The organism is Pseudomonas sp. B12(2026) (assembly GCF_057767015.1).
Genome location: NZ_CM173430.1, coordinates 2,743,291 through 2,763,619, shown reverse-complemented (window position 1 = coordinate 2,763,619; position 20,329 = coordinate 2,743,291). Strand labels below are relative to the sequence as shown.

Annotated in this window: 18 protein-coding genes and 1 pseudogene; 11 read left to right on the top strand and 8 right to left on the bottom strand. The window is 66.6% G+C overall.

Translation table 11 applies throughout. From position 1 onward, the window contains the following. Nucleotides 1–15: 15 nt before the first annotated feature. Both AC3B6A_RS12840 and potE read right to left on the bottom strand, forming a co-directional pair. A complete protein-coding gene (locus tag AC3B6A_RS12840) occupies nucleotides 16–909 on the bottom strand; it encodes an amino acid ABC transporter substrate-binding protein (RefSeq protein WP_488403219.1) in 894 nt (297 codons plus the stop codon). Then, nucleotides 906–2,243 carry a putrescine-ornithine antiporter gene (potE, locus tag AC3B6A_RS12835; RefSeq protein WP_488403582.1) on the bottom strand — a complete coding sequence of 446 codons (1,338 nt, stop codon included), beginning with the start codon at nucleotides 2,241–2,243 and terminating at the stop codon, nucleotides 906–908. The genes AC3B6A_RS12840 and potE overlap by 4 nt, the downstream gene beginning before the upstream one ends. Nucleotides 2,244–2,505: 262 nt before the next feature. Here potE and AC3B6A_RS12830 point away from each other — a divergent pair, with 262 nt between their 5' ends. Further along, complete coding sequence (locus AC3B6A_RS12830; protein WP_488403217.1) at nucleotides 2,506–2,679, top strand: hypothetical protein; 174 nt, start codon at nucleotides 2,506–2,508, stop codon at nucleotides 2,677–2,679. A 77-nt stretch (nucleotides 2,680–2,756) separates the two neighbouring features. Here AC3B6A_RS12830 and AC3B6A_RS12825 read toward each other — a convergent pair whose 3' ends face one another. The 3 genes from AC3B6A_RS12825 to AC3B6A_RS12815 form a co-directional block, all read right to left on the bottom strand. Then, complete coding sequence (locus AC3B6A_RS12825) at nucleotides 2,757–3,542, bottom strand: CHAD domain-containing protein (protein WP_488403215.1); 786 nt, start codon at nucleotides 3,540–3,542, stop codon at nucleotides 2,757–2,759. Nucleotides 3,543–3,693: 151 nt separating this feature from the next. Beyond that, a complete protein-coding gene (locus AC3B6A_RS12820; RefSeq protein ID WP_488403213.1) occupies nucleotides 3,694–4,044 on the bottom strand; it encodes a DUF3147 family protein in 351 nt (116 codons plus the stop codon). Nucleotides 4,045–4,152: 108 nt separating this feature from the next. Further along, complete coding sequence (locus AC3B6A_RS12815) at nucleotides 4,153–5,658, bottom strand: hypothetical protein (protein WP_488403211.1); 1,506 nt, start codon at nucleotides 5,656–5,658, stop codon at nucleotides 4,153–4,155. Between the two features lie 293 nt (nucleotides 5,659–5,951). Between AC3B6A_RS12815 and AC3B6A_RS12810 the strand changes: the two genes are divergently transcribed. The 3 genes from AC3B6A_RS12810 (at nucleotide 5,952) to AC3B6A_RS12800 (ending at nucleotide 9,111) form a co-directional block, all read left to right on the top strand. Further along, a complete protein-coding gene (locus tag AC3B6A_RS12810; RefSeq protein WP_488403209.1) occupies nucleotides 5,952–6,416 on the top strand; it encodes a winged helix-turn-helix transcriptional regulator in 465 nt (154 codons plus the stop codon). Between the two features lie 11 nt (nucleotides 6,417–6,427). Further along, nucleotides 6,428–7,552, top strand: a complete 1,125-nt coding sequence (locus AC3B6A_RS12805) for an HlyD family secretion protein (protein WP_488403208.1) — start codon at nucleotides 6,428–6,430, stop codon at nucleotides 7,550–7,552. Between the two features lie 71 nt (nucleotides 7,553–7,623). Next, on the top strand, nucleotides 7,624–9,111 hold the full coding sequence (locus AC3B6A_RS12800) for a DHA2 family efflux MFS transporter permease subunit (RefSeq protein ID WP_488403581.1): 1,488 nt from the start codon (nucleotides 7,624–7,626) through the stop codon (nucleotides 9,109–9,111). Nucleotides 9,112–9,280: 169 nt separating this feature from the next. On the opposite strand, the gene AC3B6A_RS12795 is transcribed toward AC3B6A_RS12800, so the two are convergent. Further along, entirely contained in the window at nucleotides 9,281–10,165 is an 885-nt protein-coding gene (locus tag AC3B6A_RS12795; RefSeq protein ID WP_488403206.1) for a Dyp-type peroxidase, read from the bottom strand. Nucleotides 10,166–10,242: 77 nt separating this feature from the next. Then, on the bottom strand, nucleotides 10,243–10,821 hold the full coding sequence (locus AC3B6A_RS12790) for a DedA family protein (RefSeq protein ID WP_488403204.1): 579 nt from the start codon (nucleotides 10,819–10,821) through the stop codon (nucleotides 10,243–10,245). A 382-nt stretch (nucleotides 10,822–11,203) separates the two neighbouring features. On the opposite strand from AC3B6A_RS12790, the gene AC3B6A_RS12785 reads away from it, so the two are divergent. The 6 genes and pseudogenes from AC3B6A_RS12785 to AC3B6A_RS12760 all read left to right on the top strand — a co-directional run bounded on the left by AC3B6A_RS12785 (nucleotide 11,204) and on the right by AC3B6A_RS12760 (nucleotide 18,837). Continuing rightward, nucleotides 11,204–12,664 (top strand): high affinity choline transporter 1, encoded by a 1,461-nt coding sequence (locus tag AC3B6A_RS12785; protein WP_488403203.1) that lies wholly within the window; start codon nucleotides 11,204–11,206, stop codon nucleotides 12,662–12,664. Nucleotides 12,665–12,978: 314 nt separating this feature from the next. Then, entirely contained in the window at nucleotides 12,979–13,311 is a 333-nt protein-coding gene (locus AC3B6A_RS12780; protein ID WP_488403201.1) for a DUF1508 domain-containing protein, read from the top strand. A gap of 287 nt (nucleotides 13,312–13,598) precedes the next feature. Continuing rightward, nucleotides 13,599–14,731 (top strand): annotated as a pseudogene (locus tag AC3B6A_RS12775) (IS3 family transposase). 795 nt (nucleotides 14,732–15,526) lie between these two features. Further along, nucleotides 15,527–16,726 (top strand): MFS transporter, encoded by a 1,200-nt coding sequence (locus AC3B6A_RS12770; RefSeq protein WP_488403199.1) that lies wholly within the window; start codon nucleotides 15,527–15,529, stop codon nucleotides 16,724–16,726. 19 nt (nucleotides 16,727–16,745) lie between these two features. Then, nucleotides 16,746–17,549 carry a 2,5-didehydrogluconate reductase DkgB gene (gene dkgB / locus AC3B6A_RS12765; RefSeq protein ID WP_488403197.1) on the top strand — a complete coding sequence of 268 codons (804 nt, stop codon included), beginning with the start codon at nucleotides 16,746–16,748 and terminating at the stop codon, nucleotides 17,547–17,549. A 505-nt stretch (nucleotides 17,550–18,054) separates the two neighbouring features. After that, nucleotides 18,055–18,837: an SDR family oxidoreductase gene (locus AC3B6A_RS12760; RefSeq protein ID WP_488403195.1), complete on the top strand. Its 783-nt coding sequence runs from the start codon at nucleotides 18,055–18,057 to the stop codon at nucleotides 18,835–18,837. A 256-nt stretch (nucleotides 18,838–19,093) separates the two neighbouring features. Here AC3B6A_RS12760 and AC3B6A_RS12755 read toward each other — a convergent pair whose 3' ends face one another. After that, nucleotides 19,094–19,288, bottom strand: a complete 195-nt coding sequence (locus AC3B6A_RS12755; protein WP_488403194.1) for a hypothetical protein — start codon at nucleotides 19,286–19,288, stop codon at nucleotides 19,094–19,096. An 80-nt stretch (nucleotides 19,289–19,368) separates the two neighbouring features. Between AC3B6A_RS12755 and AC3B6A_RS12750 the strand changes: the two genes are divergently transcribed. Continuing rightward, the gene (locus AC3B6A_RS12750) at nucleotides 19,369–20,274 is read left to right on the top strand and encodes a LysR substrate-binding domain-containing protein (RefSeq protein WP_488403192.1); all 906 of its coding nucleotides are present in this window, start codon (nucleotides 19,369–19,371) and stop codon (nucleotides 20,272–20,274) included. Nucleotides 20,275–20,329: the final 55 nt, after the last annotated feature.

Sequence of the window (20,329 nt, the reverse complement as noted above, 5' to 3'; positions counted from 1 at the left end):
GGGTGAAAGCTGCGGCTAGGGGCGCGAGTAGACCTTGAACAGGGTCCGGTCAGTCTCGCTGGGGGTGCCGAAGTATTTGCCGTAGAGCGGTTCGATGGCGCCGGAGCGGTAGACCTGGCTGAGCGCGGTATCCACCTGCAGGCGGAAATCCGCATCGCCCCGGGCCATGGCCAGCGCCACCGGCGCGAACTCGAAGCGGCGCTCGAGCACCATCAGTTGCTCGCCGCCGGCGTTCTGCGCCGCCAGGCTGCGCAGGGTCATCTGGTCGGCGAAGAAGGCATCGACCTTGCCGGCCGCGACCTGCCCGACGCCGTCCGCCGGACTGTCCACGGTGCGCAGGGTGACCAGCACCTTGAGCAGGCGCAGGCGCTCGCGCACCCAGCTTTCCACCGGCGTGCCGCCCTGCACCGCGAAGCTGTAGGCGGACAGGCCCTGGTTGAGCGTGGCGCGCCAGGTAGGCCCGCTGCGGTCGACCTCGCCGTTGAGCGCCTTGACCAGGAACGTCGAGGCGTCCTTGCGCACCACCACGCCCAGGCCGGCGGTGTACACCGGCAGGGAGAAGTCGAGGCTCTCGCGCAGTTTCAGGGTTTCCACCATCGGGCTGCAGAGCAGGTCGACGCCGCCGTCGCGCACCGTTTCCACGGCCTTGTCGGCGGTCAGCGGGACGAAACGTACCTGCATGCGCTCCAGCCCCGGCTGGGTCCGGAGCTGTTCCGCCACCTTCTGGCAGAGGTCGATGGCGTAGCCGGAGGCGCCCTCGCCGGCGCCGGTCGAGAACGGCGGCAGGTCCGGCAGGTAGCCCAGGATCAGGGTGTTGCCGGTGCGGATGCGTTCGAGGGTCTGGGCCGGGGCCAGCAGCGGCAGCATGGCGGCCAGCAGGACGGCGACGCGGGGGAACAGGCGCTTCATGCCCGGCCCTCCGCGTTGAGGGTCGATTGCCCCTTGAGGAAGCGGTCGGCGATGTAGCCGAACATCAGGTAGCCCACCGCCGTTACCAGCATTCCGCCGAACACCGCCTCCATTCCCGAGGCGTAGAGCGCATAGAGGCTGTAGGTCATGGCGATCAACAGGGCGACGGCGTTGCGGTAGCGCGGGTAACCGGTCACGCCGGCCTTCTGCATGATCACCAGCAGCGCCGAGAGCGCGGTGATGTACGGAATGATGTTGGTCACCGCGGCGAGGCTGACCAGCTTGCCGAACTGCTCGGAGGCATTGGGCGAGATGGTCGACACCGCCATGGCGCTCTGCAGCCCGGCGTTCACCACCAGCCCGGCGATGGGCGCGCCGAGCAGGGTCACGCGGCTGAACAACCGCGGGAACATGTGCTGGTCGGCGGTGACCTTGGCTGTCTGCGCCAGGGTGAACTGCCAGCCCAGCAGCGAGCCGACGCACGCCATCACCGCCAGCCCCATGATGATCTTGCCGACCACGGGGTTGAACATCTGCGCGTAGACGTAGGCGAAGGGCGCGCTGGAGTTGGCCAGCTCGGCGTTCGGCACGATGCCCATGATCACCGAGGTGGACAGCACGTAGACCACCGCCGCGCCCAGGGTGCCCAGCAGGCAGGCCAGCGGCACGTTGCGCTTGGGGTTCTCCACGGCGTCGGAGTTCTGCGCCGCCGATTCCATGCCGAGGAAGGCCCAGAGGGTCAGCGGGATGCTCTGGGTGATGGCCGAGCTGGTGGCGATGCCGTTGGGGTTCCAGGCGTCGGCGAACACCTTGCCGTCGAACCAGAACCAGCCGATCAGCGACAGCCCCGCCACCGGGATGATCACGCCCCAGACGGTGAGGGAGCCGATCTGCCCGGTCACCTTGGGGCCGCCGAAGTTGGCCAGCGTGGTCAGCCAGATCAGCCCGACCGTGCCGGCGAACAGCGGCAGCGCGCCGGTGCCCAGCCAGGGGAAGAACGGCGTCAGGTAACCCACCGCGGAGATGGCGATGGCCACGTTGCCGATGGCCAGTGACAGGAAATAAAGGTAGGAGCAGAGGAAGAAGGCCGACTTGCCGTGGGCCTCTTCCGTGTAGGCCGACATCCCGCCCGAGCGCGAGCAGTAGATGCCGCATTGCGCGAAGCAGTAGGCGATGGCCATCGACCCCACCGCGGTGATTACCCATGACAGCAGCGAAATCGCCCCCAGCTGCGCCATGCTCGTGGGCAACATGATGATGCCCGAGCCCATCATGTTCACAGCGACCAGGGTCGTGAGCCCGGTCAACGTCATCTTCTTGCCGGAAACTTCCATGTGGAGCCCTTTCATCGATAGAGGTCCACAGAAGATAGGAGCAGTCCGCTGTTGCTGCCGTGACCGGCCGCATTAAATTTTTCGCCGTCAACTTTCTGAAGGATTGCCGATCGATGATCGTGTGAACGAAGGGAGCCGAAAGGGGCGCTTCGACGTTCGTCCGGCCATTGCGGCTGAATCCGGGAAACCTTGCTCCAGGGCAGGGTTCGACGGCTCCAGGGGTGCAGAATCTCCAGCGTTGGGGGTCAGCGAGGTTTTCGAAATGATGATGCAACTCGAGCAGAACCTGGACGGACGCTGGGCCGTTCAACTGGGCTTCTGCAAAGTCCTTTTCTCTTACAGGAACGACGCGGAGAACTACCTGGCAACGCTCCGCTCGCGCGTGCAGGCACCACACGTCCTGCCTGAACTCGTCACACCGATGACGAAAAAGTGAAACCGTAGCGTCACGAAACAAGCGCAAGCTGCACTCAGCTATTCCGATGGTGCGTCACATCTCAATGCTGCCTGTCCTCAGGCAGCATTTTTTTTGCCCAGGAATTCCGCCAGCCGACCGCCCAGCGCGGCGATGACCTCCTCCGCCGCCTGCAGGGCGCCCTGCTCCGCCGCCGACCACTCCGCCACCAGCGGGCGCAGGTCCGCCTCATGCTCGGCCTTCAGGCACCACTGGTGCCGGTCGTGCCAATCCCCCAGCGCCCCCTGCAGTTGCTTGAGCCCGGACATCAACCCGGGCGTTACCGGGAACAACGTGGGAAAGGATTCCTGCGAATAGCGGGCGCGTTTCACCAGCAGGCGGATTTCATGGCGATCGTGCCCCGGATCGTTCAGCGCATCGCTCAGGCGGCACAGCTGCTTCCTGATGCGCTTGGCGGCGTGCGCCTTCGGGTGCTCGCGGGGCGCGTCCTTCAGTGCGGAACGGAAGATGTCCGGCCACTCGCCCAGCGCCTCGAACAGTTGGTCGACGACCGGGTGCGCATCCAGCCCGCGATAGGCCTTCGAGACCGCCTGGCAGCGCGTCCGCGCGGCGAGCAGCAGGCCGTGCGCCTGCAGCTCGGCGGCCATCACCTCCATGTCGCGGATGGGCGTGGTGAGCCGGCCCGCCTCCCCGGCGGCGGCATTCAGCGGCGCGCAGGCTTCCTTCATGCCCAGGGGGTTGAGCAGGCTTCGCAGGCGCCGTAGCGCGATGCGGAAGTCGTGCAGCGCCTCGCTGTCGGTTTCGCAGATGATCCGGGCGTAGGCCTGATACAGGTCGACCTCGATCCCCAGCACCCTCGCAACGACCTTGTCGGTGAATTTCACTCTCGGGCTCCATAAGAATGACCACTGTAATGTAGCTGTAATCCCGAATTCTTATTGGCAGCCGGGCGCAGGATAACGGGGCGTGATGTCGCATGAATGAACGAGGCTTAGGGCGAGGATGAACCGGCGTTGCCGAAGAGCGCCGCGTCGCTCAGAGCAGCTCGATCCCCAGCCGCCGCACCGCCAGGGCGAACAGCCCGAAGCACGCCATGGTGATGACGATGCAGGCGATCAGCGTCGGCCAGAACCCCAGCCGCGGCAGCAGCAGCGGGAACGCCAGGAACATCGGCAGCGTGGGCACCACGTACCAGAAGGTGTACCAGGCGTGGTTGGCGATCTTCTCCTGGCTCTGCTGCTCGACGTACAGCCAGATCAGCGTCAGCACCGTCACCAGCGGCAGCGCGGCGACCAGGCCGCCGAGCTTGTCGCTGCGCTTGGCCAGCTCGGAGACCAGCACGACGATTCCGGCGGTCAGCAGGTATTTGGTGATGATCCAGGCCATGGCTGCTCCGGGGCGCGCACCGGGTGGCGGCGCGTTTCAGTTTGGCTGGCATCCTATCCAGTCCCGGCGCCGGACAGAAGCCGTCTCGCCAGGAAAGCTCCAGCGCAGTCAGCTCGCCGGCGGCTGTCGCTTGTAGGTCAGTTGAAAGACATCCAGCTCGAGGTCGTAGTACCAGATTCTCTCGACCATGCCGCCCTGCAGCTGGACAAGGGCGAGCTGGTTGCCGCGGGGAACCAGTCGCGGACTGCTGGAAAGCGGACTGCCTCCCGCGTACTGGCGGTGAAAGTCCGTCATGCGACTGAGCAGCGACTTGGTATGCAGGGGCGTGCCATTGGAGGCGATGAACAGCAGTCTGCCATCGGTGGTCCAGGCGACGTAGCGGTCGGCCACTTCGTCATAGGCCAACGAGTTGATGTCGATATTGTCCAGGGAGCGGAAGTCCAGCCAGCGTCCTGCGTTGGTGTCGTAGCGATAGAGGAACCCTTCGCCGCCCAGCGAGACGAGAGTGACATAGTGGCGCTTGCTGTCGTAGGCAACCGCCGTCGGCCAGGAAAGGCTCGGGAAGTTGTCCGGCATCCGCAGCTCCACCTGCGCCGAGCTGGCCGGATCGAGTGCGGTGAAGCTGTGGCTGACGATCCGGTAGATGCGTTTGTCCTGCCCTGACTTGACGGACTTGTCGGGAGACAGGATGACCTGCGCGGTGCCATCCACCGGCCCCTCCAGCGACCATCGGACCTTGTCGAAATCACCGTTGGTGAGATCGAAGCGCATGCTCCTGACAGGCGCCTGGGGTTGCTCGCCCTGCACGGTGAGGCTGGCCTGCGGAGGGTCGAGCCTGTCGATGGTGATGATGTTGGGCAGCGAATACTCTCCACGGAAGACATCCACCTTCTGGATGCCGAACAGCCTGTTCACGCCATTGAGCAGCGAGGCGAAGTCCGCGCTGTCCTTCCTGTAGCTGTAGGGCAGGCCGGTGCGATAGACCGGCACCGGGGGATTGCTGCGCACGCTGGAGGGCTCATAGCTCGAGATCAGGATGCCCTTGATGAGCGTGCCTTCGCCGGCATTCACCTTCCAGGCGATCTTTTCATAGCTGGTCAACACCAGCAGGACGGACTTGCCGGGGCGATTGATGAATACATTCACCACCGTGCCATTGACTGCCTTGTCCTTGGCCTCGTATCCGGAGATGACCATCACTTCGGCATTTTCGGCCAGAGTCGCGGGCGGCTGTGCCCCGGCCTGCGGCAGTGCATCGTCGCTCAGCCGGAGCGCAGCGGCGGGCACGGATGCCGCCGGGTTGCCGATCGGCCTCGCCGGGGGGCTCGTACGCTGGCTTATCAGCACGCGGTTCAGCCGGTGCTCCTGGTAATAGAAGTAGGCAAGCGCGGCGGTGGTCAGGGTCAGCACAATGCACGTGGCGGAGAGCACCCAGACCAGGACATATTGCGTGCGCGCAGGCTGGGCGCTGGCCGCGGCGGCCCGCTTCCGCGCCTGGGCGGCGAGTGCCTGCTCGACCTTCGCGTAGATGGCCCCGCAGTTGGGGCAGGCATTGCTGGTCTGGGCATCGGCGAACCGATGCACGTATCCGCATTTCAGGCAGGTCTTGTCCATCAGCACATCCTTGTGAGGTTGACTGAAGAATATTGGAGTCCGCCGATTTCACAAGGAAGAGCATGGCAAGCCGCCGTACGGGTTTCGCGCGCGCCCCCGAGGCGCGATGACAGGGACTTCGCGTGCCCTCTCCGCCGCTCATCTCCTGCTTTGAGAGTCCCTTGCGCGAAGCAAGTCACTGCATTAGATTACACACATAATATTTAGCCGAGACGCTTTCCCTCCCCTGTACGGAGGCCGTTACAGAGCGCTCCGATTAGATGATGACTTTAATTCAAACGAGGTCGACCGCCATGCGCAGAAGCCGCTCCGAGCACCTTCCCTGCCCCGTCGCCCAGGCCCTGGACCTGGTCGGCGACAGCTGGACCGTGCTGATCCTGCGCGAAGCCTTCTATGGCTGCAGCCGCTTCGAGCAGTTCAGCGAGCGCCTCGGCATCGCCAGCAACGTGCTGACCCGCCGGCTGCGCGCCCTGGTCGACAACGGCCTGCTGCAGCGCCGCCGCTACAACGATCACCCGCCGCGCCACGAGTACCTGCTCACCGACGCCGGCCGCGACCTGCGCCCGGTGCTGCTGACCCTGCTGCAGTGGGGCAAGCGCCACGCCGCCGGCGGGACGGAGGCCGTGCAGCTGATCGATACGCGCACGGGCCGGCCGGTGCAGATCGCCCTGGTCGACGCCGGCAGCGGCGAGCCCATCGGGCCGCAGCACCAGATTCGCCGTCGCGACGGCGCCCTGCTTTCTCCCACCCACGCCTGACGGTAGCCGCCATGAACCAGCCCGCTTCGATTGTCGTCACCCCGGCCGCCGACACGGCCAGACCCAAGTCCCGCAAGGCGCTCAAGCTGGCCATCGCCGGCGCGGCGCTGCTCGGCGTCGCCGCCTATGCCGGGCACTGGTGGCTGAACGCGCGCTTCCTGGAAGAGACCGACGATGCCTATGTCGGCGGCGACGTCACCGTCATCAGCCCCCGCGTGGCCGGCTACATCACCGAGCTGGCGGTGGGCGACAACCAGTTCGTCCATGCCGGCGACCTGCTGGCGCGCATCGACGACCGCGACTACCGCGCGGCGCTGGCCAAGGCCGAGGGCGCGGTGCACGCCGAGCAGGCGCTGCTGGTCAACGTCGACGCGCAGGCGGCGCTGCAGGACGCGCTGATCCGCCAGAGCCAGGCGGAGATCGACGCGGCCAGCGCCGAGGAAACCCGCACCCGCGACGACCAGCGCCGCTACGCCACCCTGGTGCGCACCAACGCCGTCTCGGTGGAGGCCGCGCAGCGCGCCGACGCCAGCTGGAAGACCGCCCGCGCCAACAGCGACAAGGCCCGCGCCGCTCAGCTCGCCGCGCGCCGCCAGCTGGACGTGATCCAGAGCCAGCGGCAGCAGGCCCAGGCCGCCCTGGAGCAGGCCGTCGCCGAACGCGACCGGGCCCAGTTGGACGTCGGCTACACCGAGCTGCGCGCGCCGGTGGACGGCTATATCGGCAACCGTCGCGGACGGGTCGGCGGCTACGTCGCCGCCGGCACCCAGTTGCTCGCGGTGGTGCCCGCGCAGGGGCTGTGGGTGGACGCCAATTTCAAGGAGGACCAGCTGGCCCACATGCGGGCCGGCCAGGCGGTGACCATCGAGGCCGACATCCTGCCGGGCAAGGTCTTCCACGGCCACCTGGACAGCCTGGCCCCCGCCACCGGCGCGCAGTTCAGCATCCTGCCGCCGGAGAACGCCACCGGCAATTTCACCAAGATCGTCCAGCGCGTGCCGGTGCGCGTGCGCCTCGACGCGGCGGACGGCCGGCTGGGCGACCTGCGCCCGGGCCTCTCGGTGGTGGTCGAGGTCGACACCCGCGCGCATCGCCACGCGGCCGACCCGCGCGTGGCCCAGGAGCAGCGGCCGTGAACTTCTGGTCGGACGCGGTGGTGCCGGTGGAGAGCCTCTCCACCCGGCAGAAGGTCACCGCCTTCGCCTGCATGTGCGTGGGCATGTTCATCGCCCTGCTCGACATCCAGATCGTCTCCGCCTCCCTGCGCGACATCGGCGGCGGCCTGTCGGCGGGCGCGGACGATCTCGCCTGGGTGCAGACCAGCTACCTGATCGCCGAGATCATCGTCATTCCGTTGTCCGGCTGGCTGTCCAAGGTGATGTCCACCCGCTGGCTGTTCGCCGCCTCGGCGCTGGGCTTCACCCTCAGCAGCCTGCTCTGCGCCCTGGCCTGGAACATCCAGAGCATGATCGCCTTCCGTGCGCTGCAAGGCTTTCTCGGCGGCTCGATGATCCCCATGGTGTTCACCACCGGCTTCCTCTATTTCGACGGCAGGCAGCGCGTGGTGGTGGCCGCCACCATCGGCGCCATCGCCTCGCTGGCGCCCACGCTCGGCCCGGTGGTCGGCGGCTGGATCACCGACATCTCGTCCTGGCCCTGGCTGTTCTACATCAACCTGCTGCCCGGCCTGTTCGTCGCCATCGTGGTGCCGATCATGGTGCGCATCGACAAGCCGGACTGGTCGCTGGTCCGCGGCGCCGACTACCCGGCCATGCTGCTGATGGCGGTGTTCCTCGGCTGCCTGCAATACACCCTGGAGGAAGGCCCGCGCTGGAACTGGTTCAGCGACGACACCATCCTCGCCACCACCTGGATCTCCGCCATCGCCGGGGTGGCCTTCATCAGCCGCAGCCTGACCTCGAAGAACCCCATCGTCGACCTGCGCGCGCTGCGGGAACGCAACTTCGCCCTCGGCTGCCTGTTCTCCTTCGTCACCGGCATCGGCATCTTCGCCACCATCTACCTGACCCCGCTGTTCCTCGGCCGGGTGCGCGGCTACAGCGCCCTGGACATCGGCCTGGCGGTGTTTTCCACGGGCATCTTCCAGGTCATGAGCATCCCGTTCTACGCGGCCCTGGCGCGGCGCTTCGACCTGCGCTGGATACTGGCGCTGGGCATGGCGATGTTCACCCTGTCGATGTGGGAGTTCACCCCGATCACCCACGACTGGGGCGCCGCCCAGCTGATGCTGCCGCAGGCGCTGCGCGGCATGGCCCAGCAGTTCTGCGTGGCGCCCACGGTGACCCTGGCGCTCGGCTCGCTGCCGCCGGCGCGGCTGAAGCTGGCCTCCGGGCTGTTCAACCTGATGCGCAACCTCGGCGGCGCCATCGGCATCGCCGCCTGCGCCACGGTGCTCAACGACCGCACCAACCTGCACTTCCTGCGCCTGGCCGAACACCTCAACGCCAGCAACGAAGCGCTCGGCGACTGGCTTGCGCCGCAGCGCGACAGCGTCGGGGAAGTCGGCCAGCAAGCCTTGCGGCAGCTGTGGAACCTCACCTACCGCGAGGCGCAGACCATGACCTTCTCCGACGCCTTCCTGATCATCGGCGTGTGCTTCGCGGCCACGCTGCTGCTGGTCCCGCTGATGCGCAGGATCGCCCCGCCGCCGCAGCCGGCGCCCGACGCGCACTGAGCCCGGCTTTTCGTAGGAGCGAGCTTGCTCGCGAACCGCCTGACGTCGCCGCCTCCGGCGAATCTGTTCGCGAGCAAGCTCGCTCCTACAAGGGCGGGTGCAACCGGGCCGGGCCCGCGCCCAACAAAAAGCCCCGCACAGGGGCGGGGCTTTTCGCGAGCGCGCCGGGTCAGCCGAGCAGCGCGCGCAGGTCCAGCTGGCCGTCCTTGCACGGCGGGCACCAGTAGTAGCCGCCGGTCAGCGGGCGGCTGAAGCGGTACAGGGCGTCGGCGATGCCGTCTTCCAGGCCGCTCATGCGGCGCAGTTGCACCTCGAAGGCGTCGAGGGTGCAACCGAACGCGAGGAACATCAGGCCGGCGTCCTCGTCCTGGGTCCAGGGCATGGAGCGGCGCACGATGAAGGCCTCGGGGTCGAAGCTCTCCTGGGCGGTGCGCTTGACGTGGGCGGACTCCGGCGCGTCGTCCAGTTCCTCGTTGTCGCTCAGGCGGCGGCCGATGATGTCGTCGCGCTCGGCCGGGGGCAGCGCGGCGAAGTCCTGCAGCTGGTGGCGCCACTGCTGGATGGCGGCGAAGCTGCCGCCGGCCAGGCCGGCCACGCCGTTGTCGACGATGGCGGCGGCGATGGCGGCGGCGTCCTGCGGGTTCTCGGTGCCGTCCTCGTAGCCGGTCAGGTCGTGGCCGTCGCGGTGGCGGAAGGCTTCGGTCAGCGCGACCAGCTCCAGCGCCGGCGCCAGCAGCGCCTGCAATTCCTGGGTGCGCAGCAGCAGCTCGCCGCGCTCCGCGCCACGCAGCCAGACCCACAGGGCATGCGGGGTGGACGGATTGTCCACGCCCACCCCGGCGAGCGCCGGGAACTCGCGCAGCCCGTCGATGCCACGGCCCAGCACGCGCACCAGCGACTCGCCGAAACCAACGACGGCCGCCTCGCCATCGGCGAACCGCGCCAGGCGATCCAGGGCAGCCGGCAGCGCCTGCAGCGACGTCAGGTCGAAGAACAGGTGGCGGGCGTGGGCGGGAACCGGGGTGGCGAGAATGCCGGGCTGGTAGAGGCTCATGACAGCGTCCTTGAACGAAAGAGCCCCAATTCTAATCGCCACGCCGGCGAATCCAAACCGTCGGCCTCAAGGGCGGCTCATGGCCGCGGGGTGCGGCGCGCACGGTGGCGGCGCCAGAGCGCGAAGCCGCCGGCCAGCAGCAAGGCCCCGAGCAGGATCGGCAGGCGGTAGGGCTTGAGGTCGCCGAGCCAGTTCTCCAGCACCTGCCCGGCCCAGTAGCCGGCGCTGGCGAACAGCAGCGCCCAGCACAACGCGCCGAGCAGGTTGATCAGCAGGAAGCGCAACGGCCCGATCCGGCTGGCGCCGATCAGCAGCGGCCCGGCCAGGCGCATGCCGTAGAGGAAGCGCACGGCGAAGACCGCCAGCAGCGGATGGCGCTCGATCAATCCGGTGCCCCGCTCCACCGCCAGGCCGCGCCGGCGCAGCCAGGGCAGCGCCCGCACCCCGCCGCGCCGTCCCGCCCAGAACAGCAGCTGGTCGCCGCAAGCGCCTCCGATACAGGCCCAGAACACCACCGCCGCGAACCCCATCAGCCCCTGGTGCGCCGCGAAGCCGGCCAGGATGAGCATGGTTTCGCCCTCCAGCACGCAGGCGACGAACAGCGCCAGATAGCCGTAGCTGGAAAGCAGTTGGGCGAGGTCGAGGTGGTCGGACATGGGTGCCCCTGGAAACTCCCTGAACCAAGAGCCTAGCGCCCTGGCGGATGTTTTTCTTATCAAACAGGCGCCGTAAAAAATAAACGACTGCCAGCCCCTCCTCGACAATTAGCATTCAATCAAATCAATCTTTTAGGAGTGCCACCCATCCGAACATGTAATTTTTTTTACTCATGAGCGCTTTAAGTGTTTGACATATTTGACGCATTTGGCAGACTGCGGCCCGTTGACGCAACCGGTTACGTTTCTCCGGCTCCGCCTGCCTGATGCACCGGATAACCGCTGCCGCACAACACAACAAAAACAACTTGTCAGTCGCGGCACCCCTGCCCGAGCTTCGTCTCGGCGGCGAAGGTTCCCGGCGAGCCAACGGAATGAAGAAATGCTGATCTGGTTTGTAGCGGGTTACCTGCTGATCACGGTAGGTGTCGGTTTCTACGCGTCCACTCGCGTGAAAAACTCCAAGGACTTCGCGGCTGGCGGCCGCAGCATGTCCTTCCCCTTGGTCGCAGCGATGGTATTCGCCACCTGGTTCGGCTCCGAAGCCGTGCTGGGCATTCCCGCGACCTTCATCGAAGAAGGTTTCGCCGGGATCATCGAAGACCCGTTCGGCTCCTTCGGCTGCCTGATGCTGGTGGGCCTGATCTTTGCCCGCCCGCTGTACCGCATGAACCTGCTCACCATCGGTGACTTCTTCAGGAAACGCTTCGGCCCCAACGTCGAAATGATCACCAGCCTGGTGATCATCGCCTCCTACCTGGGCTGGATCGCCGCCCAGCTCACCGCGCTGGGCGTGGTGTTCAACGTGCTGTCCGACGGCTCGATCAGCACCACCCAGGGCATGCTGATCGGCACCGTGATCGTGCTGCTGTACACCCTGTTCGGCGGCATGTGGTCGGTTGCGCTGACCGACTTCATGCAGATGCTGATCATCGTCGCAGGCCTGGTCTACCTGACCTGGCTGGTCGGCGACATGGCCGGCGGCCCGGCCAACGTGATCAGCCACGCGGCCAGCGAAGGCAAGTTCAGCTTCATGCACAGCTTCGAAACCAAGGACATCGTCGCCTTCATCGGCGCCGCGGTGACCATGATGTTCGGCTCCATCCCGCAGCAGGACGTCTACGCCCGCGTGATGTCGGCCAAGACCGAGAACATCGCCGCCCGCGCCTCCATGGCCGGCGCCTGCTTCTACCTGAGCTTCTGCATGCTGCCGATCTTCCTGACCTACGCCGCGCAGATGATCGACCCGGAGATGGTCAAGCACTGGCTGGCCGAAGACTCGCAGATGATCCTGCCGCACCTGATCCTCGAACGCACCCCGCTGTTCGCCCAGATCATGTTCTTCGGCGCCCTGCTCTCGGCGATCATGTCCACCGCCTCCGGCACCCTGCTGGCGCCGTCGGTCACCTTCACCGAGAACATCCTCAAGCACTTCCTGCCGGACATGAGCGACAAGCAGTTCCTGCTGGCCATGCGCCTGACCGTGGTCGCCTGCGCCATCGCCACCTGCCTGTTCGCGCTGCTGTCCAACGCCAGCATCTACGAGATGGTCGGCAACGCCTACAAGGTGACCCTGGTCGCCGCCGTGGTGCCGCTGTTCTTCGGCCTGTTCTGGAAGCGCGCCACCACCCAGGGCGCCATGGCCGCCATCGCCCTCGGCCTGGGCTCCTGGCTGTACCTGGAATACAGCTACACCGACGAGGCCTTCTGGCCGCCGCAGCTCGCCGGCCTGCTGATCAGCGCACTGGGCATGATCCTCGGCTCGCTGCTCCCGCAGTTGCTGGAAGTCCACGGCCACAGCCGCGACAAGCTGACCCGCGACGCCCTGGCAAGCGCTGCCTGAGCCCGCGCCTGACCGGACAAGCCCCGCCCAGCGCGGGGCTTTTTCTTGTCCGCGATTTTCCGGGTGCGGGCCGGCATGAACACCGCCCACGCGCTGCTGTACGGCTAGCGCATGGCGACGCCCATGCCGTCACGGTGCGTCATTGATCCCGGTGCCAGAGGTGCCGGTGAAACCACTTCCAGAGACAAATTGATACAGTAACCCCCTGATTCGTAGGACTTTTCCATACAAACAGGGCAAGCGTGCGCCTAGACTGGCCTGTCACCCTGCGGGAATGCCCGCAGGTCGTTGACACCGGTTATATGGAGCAACACATGCCCGGTTGGTATGAAATCAAGGAACTCAGCAGCGGCAACCGCCGTTTTCTTCTCAAGAACACCGCCCACGGCACCCTGCTGGAAAGTCTCGCCTATCCGACACAGGAGGCAGCCGAGCAGGCCATCGACAGCCTCCGCAGCTCCTGTGCCGCCATCGAGCGCTACAAGCGCCAGATGGCACCGGGTGGCAAGAACTTCTTCGTGATCCGCGATAACACCGGTGCAGAACTGCTGAAAAGCAAGCTGTACGATTCCGAGGCCGCACGCGACCAGGCGATCGCAACGATCGCCCAGGCCGGCCTGAGCACCGAGCTGCGTCCGCACGCTTGAGTGACGAGTGAATGAAAGAGCCCCGCGCAATGCGGGGCTTTTTTGTGGGCGGCTGGTTTTCGCTGGAGCGCCGTCCCTGGCATCAGCGGGGCATGCCTGCGGCCCGTACGACACAGAACCAATCGCGGACGGAGTCCGCTCCTACGGTGGGATCGGCTTTTGTAGGAGCGGACCTTGTCCGCGAAGCTCTTGAGCGGGGCTGATCGCGGACAAGGTTGTAGTGGTCCGGAAATTCTGGACACCGAGATAGGAGCGAGTTAACTAACGCGACTATTGAGGTGATTTACATGGGTCATAGAAAACTATCGGACGCGCTCAAGCGCGAAGCAGTGCAACTGGTGGTAGCGCAGGGCTACTCGGTGCCGCAGGCAGCACAGGCCATGGGGGTGGGACCGACGGCGTTGCGGCGTTGGGTCTCGCAATGGCGGGCTGAGCAACCGGGTTCGGTCATCGATGATGCCCAGCGCATCCGTGCACTGGAGAGCCAGTTGGCGCAGGTGCAGCGCGCACTGGCAGAGGCGCAGGAAGAGCGTGACACGCTAAAAAAATCCACGGCCTTCTTCGTTCGGGAAATGCTGCGAGCTGGCAAATGATCGACCGAGTGAAGGGGGCCATGAGCGTCACGCGCTGCTGTCGCCTGCTTGGACTGGCGCGCAGCAGTTACTACGCGGCGCGTCATAAGCGCCCGAAACCACCCAGCCCGCTACTCTCGGCCGTCACGGACCTGCATGAAAGCAGCCGGCACACCTATGGCTCACGCCGGATGTCGGCGGCCTTGCGTCAGCAGGGGCATGCGGTGGGTCGGCAACGGGCTCGCCGCCTAATGCGTCAGGCTGGCCTGGCGGTGGCTCGACGGCGCAATCAGCACTATCGGCGGCACACCAAGCCGGCAGCGGCGGCCCCCAACCACCTCAATCGCCAATTCCAGCCGGCAGCCCCGAATCAGGTCTGGGCCGGCGACATCACCTATCTGCGTACGGCGCGTGGCTGGCTGTACCTGGCTATCGTGGTCGATCTGTATGCCCGGCGAATCGTGGGCTGGGCATTCTCGTCCGTGGCTGATACGGATTTGGTGATCCAGGCCCTGGAGCTCGCCGTGTCGATGCGACACCCGGACAACGGCCTGATGTTCCACTCCGATCAGGGGTGCCAGTACAGCAGCGAGCGCTTTGTGGACATGCTGCGACGTTTGCAGATCGTGCAGAGCATGAGTCGGCGCGGCAATTGCTGGGACAATGCAGTGGTGGAGCGAGTCTTTGCCAGCTTGAAGCGTGAGTGGATAGGCGAGCGGCGCTATCGAGACCAGCACGAAGCCAAAGCCGATGTGACACGATTCGTCGCCACCTACTACAACCATCAGCGTCTTCATTCGACAACGAAGCAGTTGCCGCCAGCCGTGTTCGAGGCGCGGGCGGCTTGATGCTCCTATAGCGGTGTCTAGAAAAACCGGACCACTACAGGTCCGCTCCTACACGAGCAAATCCCGGGCGCGCTGTGCTTTGGGCTTTGGCTTTTGAAGACTTCCAGAGAAACATCCGCGCGCACCGGAGCGCCCCTTCAGGAGGCCGAGCGGAATCGGAGTTTCAGGGGTCGAGCGGCATGGATGCCGCGAGAGCGTTGTCGGGCCAGGGATGGCCCGTCAACGCGGGCCCCTGAAACTCCGATGGAGCGAGGGAACCCCGGCGAAGCCGGGGCCGGATGCAGGGGCACAGACCTTTGCCTACTTTGCGTGGGGCGGCCATCCGTCGTTTGGCAAAGTAGGTCGCCCGAGGGGGCGAAACAAAAAGTCCCAGCACACACCGAAGCGGCGCAGAAATACCGAACAGGACGGCGGACAACGCCAGATCGTAGCTTTTTACTTCCACCATCGGCCCCCGCACGGAGGCCAATGGTGGATCGGTGAAGCATGATCCACCCTACGAAGAGCAAGAGCATCGCGGACGGAGTCCGCTCCTACAAAAGCCGCCCCCACCGCAGGAGAGACGGAGCGCTTGGCCCTTGTCCGCGATCCGCCGGTTAGGCCGGCGTCAAGCGGGTTCGCGAGCAAGCTCGCTCCTACAGGGCTCGTTCGCCGATCAAGCGCGTGATCAGCCACGCGAACGACACACCATTCGTGATTCCAGATCAACTATCCTTTTCCGTTCACCGCGTTTTTCTCAACGGCCGGAGCCGGGACAATGCCGCCATCGCATTCCATTACCCAGAGTCCCACCTCATGCCCCTCGCACTCCTGGCGCTGACCCTGAGCGCCTTCGCCATCGGCACGACGGAGTTCGTCATCGTCGGCCTGATCCCCACCATCGCCAGCGACCTGGGCGTCACCCTGCCCTCCGCCGGCCTGCTGGTCAGCCTCTACGCCCTCAGCGTGGCCATCGGCGCGCCGCTGCTCACCGCCCTCACCGGCCGCGTACCGCGCAAGGCGCTGCTGGTCGGGCTGATGGCGCTGTTCACCGCCGGCAACCTGGTGGCCTGGCAGGCGCCCAGCTACGAATCGCTGATCGTCGCGCGCATCCTCACGGGCCTGGCCCACGGCGTGTTCTTCTCGGTCGGCTCGATCATCGCCACCAACCTGGTGAGCAAGGACAAGGCCGCCAGCGCCATCGCCACCATGTTCAGCGGCATGACCGTGGCCTTCGTCACCGGCATCCCGCTGGGCACCTTCATCGGCCAGCACCTGGGCTGGCGCGTGACCTTCCTGGTGGTGGCCGCCTTCGGCGTGGTCGCGCTGATCGGCAGCCTGCTGTTCGTGCCGAAGAACATCCAGCACACCCCGCCGGCGCCGCTGCTGCGCCAGGCCCGCGTGCTGATGCAGCCGCGCCTGCTGCTGGTCTACGCGATGACGGCGGTGGGCTACGGCGGTTCGCTGATCGCCTTCACCTTCCTCGCGCCGATCCTCCAGGACCTCGCCGGCTTCAGCCCGAACATGGTCGGCGCCGTACTCCTGGCCTACGGTGTCTCGGTGGCCATCGGCAATATCTGGGGCGGCCGCCTGGCCGACAAGCGCGGCCCGGTCAGCGCGCTGAAGATCATCTTCGGCCTGCTGGCATCGGTGCTGCTGGTGCTGACCTTCACCGCCGGCAACCCGTGGCTGGTGGTGCTCACCGTGCTGGCCTGGGGCGCCGTGGCCTTCGGCAACGTGCCCGGCCTGCAGGTGTACGTGGTGCAGCAGGCCGAGCGCGTGGCGCCGGAGGCGGTGGACGTGGCCGCGGGCTTCAACATCGCCGCGTTCAACCTCGGCGTGGCCGGCGGCTCCTGGGCCGGCGGCCTGGTGGTGAGCCACCTGGGCCTCGGCCATACGCCCTGGATCGCCGCCGTGGTGACCCTTGCCGCCTTCGGCCTGACCGCCCTGAGCGGTCGCCTGGACCGGCGCAATTCCATGGAACCGGCCGTCGCTGGCGCGGTTCCCACCCACTGATCGCCCCAAGGAGATTCCCATGAGCGTACCCGCCTTCGGCCTCGGCACCTTCCGCCTCAAGGGCCAGACCGTCATCGACTCGATCCGCACCGCGCTGGACCTGGGCTACCGCGCCATCGACACCGCGCAGATCTACGGCAACGAAGCCGACGTCGGCGAAGCCATCGCCGGCGCGAAAGTGAAGCGCGACGAGCTGTACCTGACCACCAAGATCTGGACCGAGAACTACGCCGCCGACAAGCTGATCCCCAGCCTCAAGGACAGCCTGCACAAGCTGCGCACCGACCGCGTCGAGCTGACCCTGATCCACTGGCCCTCGCCCAAGGGCGCGGTGCCGGTCGCCGAGTTCATGGGCGCGCTGGCCGAAGCCAGGGCGCAGGGGCTGACCCGCGAGATCGGCGTGTCCAACTTCACCATCGCGCTGATGCGCGAAGCCATCGCCGCGGTCGGCGCCGGGCAGATCGCCACCAACCAGGTGGAACTGCACCCCTACCTGCAGAACCGCAAGGTGGCCGACTTCGCCAAAAGCCAGGGCATCCACATCACCTCCTACATGACCCTGGGCTACGGCAAGGTGCTGAGCGACCCGGTGATCGGCGAGATCGCCCGCCGCCACGCCGCCACCCCGGCGCAGGTCGCGCTGGCCTGGGCCATGCAGCTGGGCTACTCGGTGATCCCCTCGTCCACCCGCCGCGAGAACCTGGAAGGCAACCTGCGCGCCACCGACCTGAGCCTGAGCGACGCCGACATGGCCGCCATCGCCGCGCTGGACCGCAACGAGCGCCTCACCAGCCCGGAAAGCCTGGCCCCGGCCTGGGATTGATCCACCCGGCCGCCCCTTGTGGGCGGCTTTGCCGTTTACGGGAAAACTTCAGGGTTGCCGGACACCCGGCGCCCGCCCCGTAGGATGGCGTGGAGCGAAGCGATACCCATCGAATCACCCTGCGAACTTCGCCGATGGGTATCGCAAGCTCCACCCATCCTACGGGACTGACCAGCACGCCCCGGCGCCGGCGGTCAGCACCTGAAGTGATTTGTAGGATGGCGTGGAGCGAGGCGATACCCATCGAATCACCCGCGAACTTCGCCGATGGGTATCGCAAGCTCCACCCATCCTACGGAGCTGACCAGCACGCCCCGGCGCCGGCGGTCAGCACCTGAAGTGATTTGTAGGATGGCGTGGAGCGAAGCGATACCCATCAAGCCACCCTGCGGACTTCGCCGATGGGTATCGCAAGCTCCACCCATCCCACGGGACTACGGAACACGGACTTTTTCGCGAGCAAGCTCGCTCCTACAAGGTTGAACGACCTACCGAGGTGAACATCATGGATCTTGGCATCAAGGGCCGCTGGGCCGTGGTCTGCGCGGCCAGCAAGGGCCTGGGCAGGGGCTGCGCGCTGGCGCTGGCCCGCGAGGGCGTGAACCTGGCGATCAACGCCCGCGACGTCGACACCCTCGCCGCCACCGCCGCCGAACTGCGCCAGCTGGGCGTGGACGTGCGCGAGGTGGCCGGCGACATCAGCGAACCCGCTGTGCGCGCCGCGCTGCTGGCCGCCTGCCCGCAGGTGGACATCCTGGTCAACAACGCCGGCGGCCCGCCGCCCGGCGACTTCCGCGACTGGCAGCGCGAGGACTGGCTGCGCGCCCTGGACCTGAACATGCTCACCCCCATCGAGCTGATCAAGGCCACCATCGACGGCATGGCCGAGCGCGGCTTCGGGCGCATCGTCAACATCACCTCCGGCGCGGTGAAGGCGCCGATCGACGTGCTCGGCCTGTCCAACGGCGCACGCAGCGGCCTGACCGGCTTCGTCGCCGGCATCGCCCGCCAGCCGCGGGTGGCCGGCAGCAACGTGACGATCAACGGCCTGCTGCCCGGTTCCTTCGACACCGAGCGCCTGCGCAACGGCTTCCACCGCGCGGCGGGGCTGAGCGGCCAGGATGAAGGCGAGCTGGCCGACGCCCGCCGCCGCGAGATTCCCGCCGGGCGCTTCGGTACCGCCGAGGAGTTCGGGGCGTTCTGCGCCTTCCTCTGCAGCGTGCATGCGGGCTATCTGACCGGGCAGAACCTGTTGCTCGATGGCGGGGCGTATCCGGGGACGTTCTGACCCGCTCGCGGGATGCGCAATGCCCCTGTAGGAGCGGACCTTGTCCGCGAACCCGGCCGACAGGCCGGTCATCACGAAACGGCACCGCTATCGCGGTGATCGCGGACAAGGTCCGCTCCTACGAAAGCGACGCTCTCCCATCCACGTTATCCTGCTGCCAGACAGCCCCCTCTCCTCCTGGGAGAGGGCAATCCCGAGCACAAATCTTTCCCGTAGGAGCGGACCTTGTCCGCGAACCCGGCCGACAGGCCGGTCATCACGAAACGGCACCGCTACCGCGCTGATCGCGGACAAGGTCCGTTCCTACGAAAGCGACGCTCTTCTTGGGAGATGGCTGGATGAGGGCAATCCCGAGCGCAATGGCGAAGACGCGGAACAGCTCTTCGTAGGAGCGAGCTTGCTCGCGAATCGATCCCGCCAGCAGCTCCAGGGCTGGGCCGTTCGCGAGCAAGCTCGCTCCTACAGAAAAGCAGTCGCTCCCGTCAGCCAACCCTCTACAATCCACCCCGCCGCTCCCACACAGGCCCGCCGATGAAAGCCCACTCCGACGAACTCAAGACCTTCGCCACGGTGATCGACTGCGGCTCCATCACCGCCGCCGCCGAGCAACTGGGGCTGACGCCCTCGGCGGTCAGCCGCTCGCTGTCGAAGCTGGAGGAAAAGCTCGGCACCACCCTGCTCAACCGCACCACGCGACGGATGAAGCTGACCGAGGAAGGCGAGTTCTTCCTCGAACACGCGCGGCACATCCTCGAGCAGATGGACGCCCTGGAAGAACGCCTCGCCCTGCGCCAGCAATCCCCCGCCGGGCGCCTGCGGATCAACGCCGCCTCGCCCTTCATGCTGCACGCCGTGGTGCCGCACATCGGCGCCTTCCGCGAGCGCTACCCGGACATCGAGCTGCAGCTCAACACCAACGACCTGAACATCGACCTGCTGGAGCAGAGCACCGACATCGCCATCCGCATCGGCCAGCTCGCCGACTCCAGCCTGCACGCCCGCCCCCTGGGCAGCAGCCGGCTGAACCTGCTGGCGGCGCCGCAGTACCTGGAACGCCACGGCATGCCGGCCGACCTGGAAGAACTGCTGGGCCACTCGCTGCTCGGCTTCACCCAGCCCGAGGCGCTGAACATCTGGCCGCTGCGCCACCCCGGCGGCGACACCCTGGCGATCACCCCGCGGCTGTTCGCCTCCAGCGGCGAGACCCTGCGCCAGCTGGCCCTGAGCGGCCAGGGCATCGCTTGCCTGGCGAGCTTCATGACCGCCGCCGACATCCAGGCCGGGCGCCTGGTGCGGGTGCTGCCGGAGCTGACCAGCGTGCGCCGCCAGCCGATCCACGCGGTGTACTACCGTAACTCGCAGCTGGCCCTGCGCATCCAGTGCTTCCTCGACTTCATCCAGGAACGCCTGGCGCAATCGCTGGACAGCGCCGGCTGAGGCGCGAAGAAATCCCGCAACCCCGGCAATCCTCGACCACACTGTCCTGACCAGC

Excerpts from the sequence above, each read along its gene's own strand:
- AC3B6A_RS12815 (WP_488403211.1), bottom strand. The coding sequence starts at position 5,658 with ATGGACAAGACCTGCCTGAAATGCGGATACGTGCATCGGTTCGCCGAT.
- AC3B6A_RS12785 (WP_488403203.1), top strand. The coding sequence starts at position 11,204 with ATGCTGATCTGGTTTGTAGCGGGTTACCTGCTGATCACGGTAGGTGTC.
- AC3B6A_RS12750 (WP_488403192.1), top strand. The coding sequence starts at position 19,369 with ATGAAAGCCCACTCCGACGAACTCAAGACCTTCGCCACGGTGATCGAC.
- AC3B6A_RS12790 (WP_488403204.1), bottom strand. The coding sequence starts at position 10,821 with ATGTCCGACCACCTCGACCTCGCCCAACTGCTTTCCAGCTACGGCTAT.
- AC3B6A_RS12795 (WP_488403206.1), bottom strand. The coding sequence starts at position 10,165 with ATGAGCCTCTACCAGCCCGGCATTCTCGCCACCCCGGTTCCCGCCCAC.
- dkgB (WP_488403197.1), top strand. The coding sequence starts at position 16,746 with ATGAGCGTACCCGCCTTCGGCCTCGGCACCTTCCGCCTCAAGGGCCAG.
- AC3B6A_RS12770 (WP_488403199.1), top strand. The coding sequence starts at position 15,527 with ATGCCCCTCGCACTCCTGGCGCTGACCCTGAGCGCCTTCGCCATCGGC.
- AC3B6A_RS12760 (WP_488403195.1), top strand. The coding sequence starts at position 18,055 with ATGGATCTTGGCATCAAGGGCCGCTGGGCCGTGGTCTGCGCGGCCAGC.
- AC3B6A_RS12780 (WP_488403201.1), top strand. The coding sequence starts at position 12,979 with ATGCCCGGTTGGTATGAAATCAAGGAACTCAGCAGCGGCAACCGCCGT.
- AC3B6A_RS12840 (WP_488403219.1), bottom strand. The coding sequence starts at position 909 with ATGAAGCGCCTGTTCCCCCGCGTCGCCGTCCTGCTGGCCGCCATGCTG.
- potE (WP_488403582.1), bottom strand. The coding sequence starts at position 2,243 with ATGGAAGTTTCCGGCAAGAAGATGACGTTGACCGGGCTCACGACCCTG.
- AC3B6A_RS12805 (WP_488403208.1), top strand. The coding sequence starts at position 6,428 with ATGAACCAGCCCGCTTCGATTGTCGTCACCCCGGCCGCCGACACGGCC.
- AC3B6A_RS12820 (WP_488403213.1), bottom strand. The coding sequence starts at position 4,044 with ATGGCCTGGATCATCACCAAATACCTGCTGACCGCCGGAATCGTCGTG.
- AC3B6A_RS12810 (WP_488403209.1), top strand. The coding sequence starts at position 5,952 with ATGCGCAGAAGCCGCTCCGAGCACCTTCCCTGCCCCGTCGCCCAGGCC.
- AC3B6A_RS12830 (WP_488403217.1), top strand. The coding sequence starts at position 2,506 with ATGATGATGCAACTCGAGCAGAACCTGGACGGACGCTGGGCCGTTCAA.
- AC3B6A_RS12800 (WP_488403581.1), top strand. The coding sequence starts at position 7,624 with ATGTGCGTGGGCATGTTCATCGCCCTGCTCGACATCCAGATCGTCTCC.